Annotated in this window: 7 protein-coding genes; 4 read left to right on the top strand and 3 right to left on the bottom strand. The window is 48.1% G+C overall.

Going from position 1 to position 10,564, the window contains the following annotated elements; all coding sequences use genetic code 11:
* Positions 1 to 357 precede the first annotated feature (357 nt).
* From EXN75_RS12280 to EXN75_RS12270, 3 genes are all read right to left on the bottom strand, one after another.
* The gene (locus tag EXN75_RS12280; protein WP_134844046.1) at positions 358 to 1,317 is read right to left on the bottom strand and encodes a tyrosine-type recombinase/integrase; all 960 of its coding nucleotides are present in this window, start codon (positions 1,315 to 1,317) and stop codon (positions 358 to 360) included.
* A gap of 137 nt (positions 1,318 to 1,454) precedes the next feature.
* The gene (locus EXN75_RS12275) at positions 1,455 to 2,747 is read right to left on the bottom strand and encodes an L-cysteine desulfidase family protein (protein ID WP_118117931.1); all 1,293 of its coding nucleotides are present in this window, start codon (positions 2,745 to 2,747) and stop codon (positions 1,455 to 1,457) included.
* A gap of 121 nt (positions 2,748 to 2,868) precedes the next feature.
* Complete coding sequence (locus EXN75_RS12270) at positions 2,869 to 4,275, bottom strand: C1 family peptidase (RefSeq protein WP_134844045.1); 1,407 nt, start codon at positions 4,273 to 4,275, stop codon at positions 2,869 to 2,871.
* A gap of 304 nt (positions 4,276 to 4,579) precedes the next feature.
* Between EXN75_RS12270 and dxs the strand changes: the two genes are divergently transcribed.
* The 4 genes from dxs (at position 4,580) to EXN75_RS12250 (ending at position 10,523) form a co-directional block, all read left to right on the top strand.
* The gene (gene dxs / locus EXN75_RS12265; RefSeq protein ID WP_134844044.1) at positions 4,580 to 6,514 is read left to right on the top strand and encodes a 1-deoxy-D-xylulose-5-phosphate synthase; all 1,935 of its coding nucleotides are present in this window, start codon (positions 4,580 to 4,582) and stop codon (positions 6,512 to 6,514) included.
* On the top strand, positions 6,511 to 7,854 hold the full coding sequence (trkA, locus tag EXN75_RS12260) for a Trk system potassium transporter TrkA (RefSeq protein WP_118117938.1): 1,344 nt from the start codon (positions 6,511 to 6,513) through the stop codon (positions 7,852 to 7,854). Before dxs ends, trkA begins: the two co-directional genes overlap by 4 nt.
* Positions 7,851 to 9,308: a TrkH family potassium uptake protein gene (locus tag EXN75_RS12255; RefSeq protein WP_118117940.1), complete on the top strand. Its 1,458-nt coding sequence runs from the start codon at positions 7,851 to 7,853 to the stop codon at positions 9,306 to 9,308. Before trkA ends, EXN75_RS12255 begins: the two co-directional genes overlap by 4 nt.
* Positions 9,309 to 9,560: 252 nt before the next feature.
* Entirely contained in the window at positions 9,561 to 10,523 is a 963-nt protein-coding gene (locus EXN75_RS12250) for a type I phosphomannose isomerase catalytic subunit (protein WP_134844043.1), read from the top strand.
* Positions 10,524 to 10,564: the final 41 nt, after the last annotated feature.

Genomic DNA, 10,564 nt, shown 5'->3' with positions numbered 1-10,564 from the left:
TGCATACATGATGCAAGCAAGCCCGTGTTTAGCAAATTGTGTGTCATACGCTCTGCTTATATGAAAGCCATATTTATAGTTCTTATTCTATTCATTTTCCGTATCTCTATGTAAGAGATACAGAAAACTTCGTAACTTCCTGATAATCTGAGGGAATCAAGACTTATCCAAAAATATTACCGAATAATTGTTGAGTTTTATGGTGTGATATTAAATTTTTAACACGCATAATTCGCTTATTTACAATATTTTTTCGTATTTTTGCAGTGTGATTCTATATCTCTTACATAGAGACTCAGAAAGTTGGTTCATTTTGGTTCAATCCGCCATATTCCTTATTTTGATTCGCATTTTCACTTAGAGCAACGCAAGTATTTCTGCGTTGGCATCATCCACTTCTGAGGATTGAATGGAACGGAGATATATTTGGGTTGTGATTTCAGAATTGTGCCCTAAAGCCTTACTAATGACAGAAATCGAAATATTTTTATCTCTTGCCGTAGTAGCCCATGAGTGGCGTGCGACATAAAGAGTCAGTTTACCATTGATACCCATTTTCGCCCCCAACTTTTTGAGATGGTATGTGATGCGTGACTCTGCATTATGGTATAGGCGCAACTCGTCCTGTCTCTTGTCTTGCATTGTCTCATTCTTGCTGTTGGTAGCACAATCTGCAAGAAAAGGAAAGAGATAAGGAGAAGAGGCAGTTTGCGCTTGGTATTTATCAACAATATCCTGCATATCCTTCTCCCAGCGGATGGAAATGCGTTGCCCTGTCTTGCTTCGGGTATAAGAGACAAAACCGTCTTTGAGGTTGGACTTGCGCAGATGCGCTAAGTCTATAAATGAGATGCCTCGCAGATAGAAGCACATCAGGAATGTGTCTCTTGCAAGCTCTTGTTTGGGTGTGAGATCTTTGGCGGATTCCATGTGCTTGATGCTGCTGACAGATTCTGTAGGAATGGCTCGTTTGTTGGTCTTGGCGATGCCTGTATAGACGTTCTTGAAAGGGTTTTGCTGAGTGGTATAACCTTTCTCCACGGCTTTGTTGTAGGCAGCACGGAGTATGCGAAGGTAGAAGGAGCTGGTATTGTTGCATACTTTCGCCACGTTCTTCAAATATGCCTCGTAGGATTGCACCTCTTCCGCATCTATCTCTTTGAAGGTAATGTCCTTGCCTGCTCGGAATCGCATATAGCTGTTGAGGGTTGCCTTATAATGCAGCATGGTACGGAGTTGACCATTTTTCAGCAACAGGGCGATGAGAAGGTTCATGAATGAAAATAGTGACTCTGATGTTTTCTTGCTTCTTGCCATAATTGTTGTGTACTTACGATGTTTATAAAAAAATGATAGGGACACCTTTGTCTCTTTTCAAGAAACAAAGATGCCCCTATATATAATGTGTCAGAGTCTCCTATTCGTATGTACACGATGGGATGGCTGTTGTTCTATTAGCAGCTCTTATGCGTCATGATATCGAGCACCATGTCATCGGTAGCTCTCATCGCATCAGCACCAATGGATGTCAGATTGTGGATGCACTTATCCACATCATCATCTACGATACCCTCGGCAGAGGTTACGCACTTGCCCTCCATAGAGAGGAGAGCTGAGAGGAGCGCAGTACTCACTCCTGAGGAAATCTTCAAGGCACAACTTGGTTTAGCTCCATCACAGATCATACCGGTGAGGTTGGCCACCATGTTCTTCACAGAATTGCAGATGCGGGTATAGTCGCCACCCATCAGATAGGTAATACCGCAACTGCTGCCCGTGCTGGCTACCACGCAACCGCAGAGGGCAGAGAGTTTGCCCAAGCTCTGCTTGATGTAGATGGCGGTAAGATGACTGAGCATCAGGGCACGGATCAGTTCTTCCTCAGTATTCTCGTTCTCCATGGCATAAACCACCACTGGGTTGGTAGCACAGATACCCTGGTTGCCACTACCACTATTGCTCATCACAGGAATCATGGCTCCACCCATACGGGCATCGCAGGCAGAAGCTGTGCGCGAGAGGATATGCGAGAAAATATTATCGCCGAAGATACCATGACTCAAAGGACGGTCCATCGTCTTGCCCAAACAGTGGCCGTAGTTGCCCTTGATAGATTCCTCGGCAGCCTTCATATTATACTCCTTGGTCTTGAGGATGAAAGAGATTTCATCGAGCGGAGCCGTTGTGGCGAAATCATATACCAGGCGGAAGTTGAGTTGGATATCATCCTCCTCTTCATCACTACCACCATGACCGCCACGGTTATCCATCACCACCTCACCATTGCGCTCCACATACACGAAGTGGGTATGACTACCGGAGATAATGGCCGTAGCCATATCGCTGCCAGCACGGCAAACAACCTCTATATAGAGTTTATCGACATTTCCCTGCTTGAGTTTGATGTCAATATCAGCATCATTGATGTATCGCTTCCCCTGTTCGAGCGTGGCAGGAGTGAGATCTTTCAACACCTCCAACTCATATTCCGGTTTGCCGATAAGGGCACCTAACGAAACTGCGATAGGCAGACCAATCATTCCTGTGCCTGGGATTCCCACGCCCATCGCATTCTTGAGCATGTTGGGACTCAAGAACACTTCAATGCGATCCGGACGTCTGCCTAAAGTCGTTGCGGCCTTTGCCGTACACAATGCTACAGCCATCGGTTCTGTACAACCGATGGCAGGAACTACCTCCTTATTGACGAGCGAAATAATGCGCTCTCTGATTTTCTTCTCTTGCATTTTTATATATGAATCAAGAACATTCTATTTTAATCAGGAATACTTCTATTACTTAGAGAACTTTCCTATTACATCAGGAACTGTTCTATTATTCCGAGAATACTCCTATTATTTTTCAAGACTAATCTTCCAACTGGAACAAAGGATCGTCTGGAGTCAGCATGGTTGGCTTCTGATCGAACTCCTTCTGCAACTGCTCAGAAGCGAATTTCTTATCTACTACCAAGCGGAACATATACTCATTAAACCAGTCGTTGGTCATGATGAAGCAACCGGAGAAGCCATTGTCAGCACCCCAACTGTTTTCCACCTTCCACTTGACCGGCTTGCCATTGGCATCGAGATCCACAGCGGTGAGGGTCATAGCATGAGTAGAACCACTGTCGAAAGTAGAGATACGCTGAGCCTTGTCCATACCAAAGGAGGTGCCGAAGAGAGTACCATAGTCGAAGTTGTCGGTAGCCAGATAACCACGCTTGCGGTCGAGCTGCTTGCCCACATCATAGCTGGAATACATCTTCTGTCCGCCCTTGAGTGAAGCGATGGCGAGATCAGCGATTTCCTTCATCGGCAGGTTCAGGTATTTCCAGTTGTGACCATCGTAAGTATGACGGTCGTATTCCACCTCGTAGGTCTTGTGATAAGGACGGCGGGGATCGTTCATCACCATCAGGAAGGTACCGTTCAGGTCCTTGCCTACGGTTTCCTCATAGAAACTCTTAGGAGTATACTTCTTCGCCTCGCCAACCTGCTTGCCATCCTTGTCGCGGAAAGCATAGGTAAATTCCTTTACCGGTTCGCCGAGAGTAAGACTCAGCATGCGATAAACCTGACCGAGCATTTCGTTCTTGCGAGCCTGGATAGCTGCCGACTTCTTGCCCTGAGCCACCATCTTGCGGAGTTCCAGACCATACTCGCGGAGCTTGCTGCTTACGAGACGGCTCATCTTGGAAGTATTGTTGCTTGAGAAAGTCTCAGGCTGGGCACTCATTGGTACGAGACCATACTTGCTTGCCAAATCGGCAACACCACAGAAAGTACCGCCATCGTTGAGCGGATTTTTGAAGAAGAACTGCACCTGAGGGTCCTCGATATCCTTCTTGCCCAGGTCGATAACACCCTGCAGCATGAGGTTGGCCTTCTCCAACTGGTCGTAGAAGAAGAGATAGTCCTGCGAGAATTCCACCACTCTACCCTGCTTGTCGTTGAGGGCGAAGTTAGAGCGGAGCACATTGAAACCACTGAACATCCAGCAGCGGCCGGAACTCAACTGGTTGTGGATAGACTGCTGCGGAGTCTCGATACTGAAATGAGTATCCACGGCAGCAGCATTGGCTGGATTTTTCACCAGGTCGTCGATATTATTATTGGCGATGGCATTGAAGAGAGCCTTCTCGGCAGTACCGCCCTTCTGTGATTTCTCCATCTGCTGGATCATCTGGGTAGAGATGCCTCCCTTACCGGTCTGCGCCATCATCGACATAGAAGCCATCAGCAAGGCTCCCATCAAGATTACATTTTTTCTCATAATATATGTGTTATTTGTTTATTATTACGTTTTTACGAATAGATTGGGGTACTGTCTTCTTGATTTTTTGCAATTATTTTGCAATTAACTTGCCATCATCATACCTTAATATATTGCTTGATCATGTTTTACCATGACTTTATCAAGCATTTTTATGCTTTTATGATGCAATTCCCCCACCAAAAGACAACATTTCTGTGCAAAAATACAAAGAAAAAACTGAAAAACCGAAATTATCGGGATAAATATGATTAGGATTAGCAAAAAAGCATTATCTTTGCAGAGTTATTCACGAGTTGAACACATGGATCAAGAAAAGTTTAGTCTTTTAAGCAAGATAAAATACCCAGACGATTTGAGGAAGTTGAGTATTGACCAGCTTCCCCAAGTCTGCAAGGAACTGAGGGAAGACATCATCGACGAGGTAGCCGTAAATCCTGGTCACTTTGCGTCTTCACTTGGCGTAGTCGAGATAACTGTAGCCCTACATTACGTATTCAATACTCCTGAGGACCGCATCGTTTGGGATGTGGGCCACCAGGCTTATGGTCATAAGATTCTTACCGGTCGCCGCGATTCTTTCTGCACCAACAGGAAGCTGCACGGCATCCGTCCTTTCCCTTCACCCTTAGAGAGCGAATATGATACCTTCGCCTGCGGTCATGCCAGCAATTCCATCTCAGCAGCGTTGGGTATGGCAGTGGCAGCCAAGAAGACGGGCAAGGAAAACCGGCATACCGTGGCGGTGATAGGCGATGGTGCCATGAGTGGCGGACTTGCCTTCGAGGGACTCAATAATGTTTCCAGCACCCCCAACAACATGCTCATCATCCTGAATGATAATGATATGAGTATCGACCGGGCGGTGGGAGGTATGGAGAAATATCTCCTCAATCTCGACACCAACGAGACCTACAACAAGTTGCGCTTCAAGGCTTCACAGTGGCTCCATTCCAAGGGCTATCTCAATGAAGACCGCAAGAAGGGCATCATACGGCTCAACAATGCACTGAAGTCGGCACTCAGCCATCAGCAGAACATCTTCGAGGGAATGAACATCCGATATTTCGGACCTTTCAATGGTCATGACGTAAAGGAGGTAGTAAGGGTTCTCATGCAGCTCAAGGACATGAAGGGACCTAAGCTCCTGCATCTCCATACCACCAAGGGCAAGGGTTATGAACCTGCCGAGAAGAGTGCCACCATCTGGCATGCGCCAGGCAAATTCGACCCGGAGACTGGAGAGCGTATCATCGCTGATACCAGCAACCAGCCTCCTAAGTTCCAGGATGTTTTCGGAAATACCCTGCTCGAACTGGCGGAGAAGAACCAGAAGATCGTGGGTGTGACACCTGCCATGCCTACCGGTTGCTCGATGAATATCATGATGAAGGCGATGCCCGACCGTGTGTTCGACGTGGGTATCGCAGAAGGACATGCCGTGACTTTCTCTGCCGGTATGGCGAAGGACGGACTGCAACCTTTCTGCAATATCTACAGTTCGTTTGCACAGAGAGCCTATGATAATATCATCCACGACATGGCGCTGCTCAATCTGCCTGTAGTACTCTGTCTGGACCGTGCCGGACTGGTAGGCGAAGACGGACCTACCCACCACGGTGCTTTCGACCTGGCAGCGCTCCGCCCGATACCTAACCTCACCATCGCATCGCCTATGGACGAGCATGAACTGCGCAATCTGATGTACTCAGCCCAGCTCCCGGGACAGGGCAGCTATGTGATTCGCTATCCGAGAGGCAAGGGCGTGCTGGTAGATTGGAAGAACGAGATGGAGGAAATCAAGACCGGTACCGGACGCAAGTTGAAAGACGGCGATGACGTGGCGGTACTTACCCTGGGACCTATCGGAAACGATGTGGAAAAGGTGATTGCTGAAATAGAAAATGAAAATAAAGGCAATTCTGAGGCAGACAAGAAGACAGCTTCTGCATTGAGCATTGCCCACTACGATATGCGATTCCTCAAGCCGCTCGATGAAGCACTGCTCGAAGAAATCGCAAAGAAATTTGACCGCATCATCACCATCGAAGACGGAGTGAGAAAGGGAGGATTCGGATCTGCCATACTGGAATGGATGAGCGACCACGGATACCGTCCGCAGATAACGAGGATGGGTATTCCAGACGAATTTGTAGAACATGGAACCGTAGCCCAGCTGAGAGAAATCATCGGTCTGGACAATGAGTCCATCAGAAAAACAATAGAAAATCAAAAATGAAAATCATTATTGCAGGCGCATACGCCATAGGCACCCATCTGGCCCGATTGCTCTCCAGAAGCAAGGAGGATATCACGCTCATTGATGATAGCGAGGAACGACTCGCCAGCATCGGTTCTGACTATGATCTGCTCACCATGCTGGGACAGCCTACCAGTCTGAAAATTTTGCAGAATGCAGACATACAGGATGCCGACCTCTTCATCGCAGTAACGCCGTTGGAGAGCAAGAATATCACTTCCTGCATCCTTGCCAAGAAACTCGGAGCCAAGCGCACCGTTGCCAAGGTGGATAATCCGGAATACATGGACCAGCAGGCACAGGATTTCTTCCGCGAACTGGGCATCGACAAGCTGATCTATCCGGAGATGCTGGCCGCCGTGGATATCAACAACGGACTGAAGATGAGTTGGGTGCGCCAGAGATGGGATGTGCACGATGGTGCCCTCATCATGCTGGGTATCAAACTGCGCGAAACCTGCGAAATTCTCAATAAGCCGCTCAAGGACATCAGCGGTCCCAACGACCCTTACCATGTGGTGGCCATCAAGCGAGGCAGCGAAACCATCATCCCGGGCGGTTATGATGAACTGAAGCTCTACGACCTGGCTTACTTCATGACTACCCGCAACTATATCCCATACATCCGCAAGATTGTGGGCAAGGAGCATTATGTGGATGTGAAGAACGTGATGGTCATGGGCGGCGGACGTACTGCCGTGAGAGCCGTGAAGAAGATGCCGGAGTATATGGAGACCAAGATCATCGAGATAGATGAACACAGATGTGAATATCTCAATGACATCCTCGACGATCGGAAGACGCTCATCATTCATGGCGACGGTCGCGATATTCCGCTGCTTACCGAGGAGGGCATCAGGAGCACTCAGGCTTTCGTGGCGCTCACCGGCAATGCCGAAACCAATATCCTCGCCTGCCTCACCGCCAAGCGACTGGGAGTGAGAAAGACCGTGGCTGCGGTGGAAAACGTGGATTACGTGAGCATGGCTGAGAGTCTCGATATCGGTACCATCATCAATAAGAAGGCGATAGCAGCAAGCTACATCTACCAGATGATGCTCGATGCCGACGTGATGAACGTGCGCTTCCTCATGAGTGCCAATGCCGATGTGGCGGAATTTATCGCCAAGGAGGATTCGAAGGTAACCAAGAAACCAGTGAAAGATCTCGGCATGCCTATCGGTGTAACCATCGGTGGACTGGTGCGCAAGGGCGAGGGAATGCTCGTTTCCGGACATACACAGATAGAACCGGGCGACTCCGTGATGGTATTCTGCCACAACATCAACATGAAGAAAATTGAGAAGTACTTTATATGATAAACAGTAAACTGATATATAAGATCTTAGGACAGCTCCTCTTCATCGAGGCATTCCTGCTCTTCATCAGTCTGCTGGTAGCTCTCTACTATCAGCAGGACGACATCTTTGCCTTCATCGTGGCTACACTTACCACCATCGGAGGCGGACTGATATTGAAATGGAGAGGTCATGGAGCCGACAATACGATGTCGCGCCGTGATGCCTACCTCGTGGTTTCGCTCTCCTGGATTGTCTTCAGTCTCTTCGGCACGCTGCCCTTCATGATTAGCGGTTACATCCACAGTTTTACGGATGCCTACTTCGAGACGATGTCGGGATTTACCACCACGGGAGCCACCATCCTCGACGATGTGGAATGTTTCCCCCACGGACTGCTCTTCTGGCGGTCGCTCACCCAGTGGATAGGCGGATTAGGAATTGTGTTCTTCACCATCGCCCTGCTGCCTTCGCTTGTCGGAGGACAGACCAAGGTGTTTGCGGCAGAGGCCACGGGACCCATCAAGTCTAAGTTGCATCCCCGTCTCTCCACCTCTGCCAAATGGATCTGGAGTGTCTACCTGGTGCTCACCATTGCATGCATCCTCTCCTATTATATAGCGGGAATGAATCTCTTCGACAGTTTCAACTACGCGATGACCACCACGGCTACGGGAGGTTTCTCTACTCACAACAGCAGTACTGAGTTCTTCCATTCGCCGGCATTAGAATACATCTGTGCTTTCTTCTGTTTCCTTTCGGGCGTGAATTTCACGCTGCTCTATGCAGCAGTCATCAAGTTCAAGATCAAGGATCTGTTCAAGAATTCAGAATTCAAGTTCTATACCCTACTTGTCATGGCATTCACCGCCTTCATCATGATAGAACTGGTTACGCTGCGCAATTACGACCTGGAGCATGCCTTCCGCAGCGCCGTATTCCAGGTGGTTTCGTTTATCACCACCACAGGTCTCTTCAATGATGATGCCGCCCTCTGGCCTCATGTCACCTGGGTTATCCTGGCTACATGTATGTTCTTCGGAGCGTGCTCAGGCAGTACAAGCGGTGGACTGAAATGTATCCGTGGCGTGATGCTCGTGAGAATGGTGAAGAATGAGTTCCGCCAGATTCTGCATCCGAATGCCGTGCTGCCACTGAAGATAGACGGTGTCAACGTGCCGATGCAGAAGCGTGTCACCCTGCTCGCCTTCCTCACCACCTATCTCATCATCTGTCTGGTCATCTCCTTCACGATGATTGCGATGGGCATCGACAATACCAATGCCATCACCATCACGCTGAGTTGCGTGGGTAATGTGGGACCTACCTTAGGTACGGAAATCGGACCTACCATGTCGTGGAGCGAACTGCCCGACCTGGCTAAATGGTTCTGCTCGCTGATGATGCTGATTGGTCGTCTTGAGATTTTCAGTGTGCTGGTAATCTTTACTCCGGCGTTCTGGAAGGAGAACTAATATACAGAATGAGTTGTCGGATAAATCATATCAGATGACAGCATATCAGATATTTGAATTCAGGTATTTGAAAGGAAAAAAAAGCGCTTACTAAACTAAGTAGTTTTCTAAAGAAATGCGTTATATATATAATAAGGTATAAAGTCGGAAAGGCATTTCCCCATCAGAGCGGATATCCTGACACGACGGATTGCCTTGGGAGAATTCAGTGCACATGCACATTTTTATCAACTAAATAAAATTTCATACAACATGAAACCATTAAAATTTCAACCACTATTAAAATCCACCATCTGGGGTGGCAGTAAGATTATCGCTTTCAAACATCTCGACGTAAAGCAGGAGAAGGTGGGCGAAAGCTGGGAAATCTCTGGAGTACCAGGCAAAGAAAGCATCGTAGCTGATGGCGAGATGCAGGGCAAGAGCCTCAATGAGGTAGTGAAAGAACTCAAGGGAAGTTTCCTTGGGGAGGAGAACTACAAGCGTTTCGGAAATGAATTTCCATTGCTTATCAAGTTTATTGACGCCAACAACGACCTCTCTATCCAGGTGCATCCTAATGATAAGATTGCCCACAAGCAGGGCAAGAAGCATGGTAAGACCGAGATGTGGTATGCATTGCCAAGCGAACCGGACGCCAAACTCTATAATGGCTTGAAGATGCAGATTACACCGGAGCAGTACAAGGAGATGGTGGAGAATGATACCATCACGGATGCACTGGCTCAGTATGACGTGAAGGAAGGCGACTGCTTCTTTATTCCTGCAGGCAGAATTCATGCCATCGGCACCGGTTGTTTCGTGACTGAAATCCAGCAGACCAGCGATGTGACCTACCGCATCTACGACTACAAGCGCAAGGACAAGGATGGCAACTATCGCCAGCTCCACACCAAGGAGGCTGCCGAGTGCATCGACTATACCGTGCAGGCAGACTATCGCCAGCATTATACTCCGATGAAGAACGAGGGTGTAGGCATGATAGAGTGTCCATACTTCACCACCGCCGTGTATGATCTCGATGAGCCTATGACGCTCGACTATTCCGAACTGGACAGTTTCGTGATTCTGATCGGTCTGAAGGGCAAGGCAAAGATAACCGACAACGAGGGTAATGAGATTACGCTCCAGGGCGGCGAGAGTATCGTTATTCCTGCTTCTACCCAGACTTTGAAGGTAGAAGGAACCTTGAAGTTCCTGGAAACATACGTATAAAAATTGAAAAGAAATAAAAGTATCTCTGCCAAAACTCAACT

It is taken from the genome of Segatella hominis (genome assembly GCF_004535825.1).
Classification (GTDB): domain Bacteria; phylum Bacteroidota; class Bacteroidia; order Bacteroidales; family Bacteroidaceae; genus Prevotella; species Prevotella hominis.
Note: the sequence above shows the minus strand (reverse complement) of the source record. Positions and strands in the feature narration are given on the sequence as shown.

Coding starts and splice junctions, on each gene's coding strand:
- EXN75_RS12270 (WP_134844045.1), bottom strand. CDS start 4,275: ATGAGAAAAAATGTAATCTTGATGGGAGCCTTGCTGATGGCTTCTATG.
- dxs (WP_134844044.1), top strand. CDS start 4,580: ATGGATCAAGAAAAGTTTAGTCTTTTAAGCAAGATAAAATACCCAGAC.
- EXN75_RS12275 (WP_118117931.1), bottom strand. CDS start 2,747: ATGCAAGAGAAGAAAATCAGAGAGCGCATTATTTCGCTCGTCAATAAG.
- EXN75_RS12280 (WP_134844046.1), bottom strand. CDS start 1,317: ATGGCAAGAAGCAAGAAAACATCAGAGTCACTATTTTCATTCATGAAC.
- EXN75_RS12255 (WP_118117940.1), top strand. CDS start 7,851: ATGATAAACAGTAAACTGATATATAAGATCTTAGGACAGCTCCTCTTC.
- EXN75_RS12250 (WP_134844043.1), top strand. CDS start 9,561: ATGAAACCATTAAAATTTCAACCACTATTAAAATCCACCATCTGGGGT.
- trkA (WP_118117938.1), top strand. CDS start 6,511: ATGAAAATCATTATTGCAGGCGCATACGCCATAGGCACCCATCTGGCC.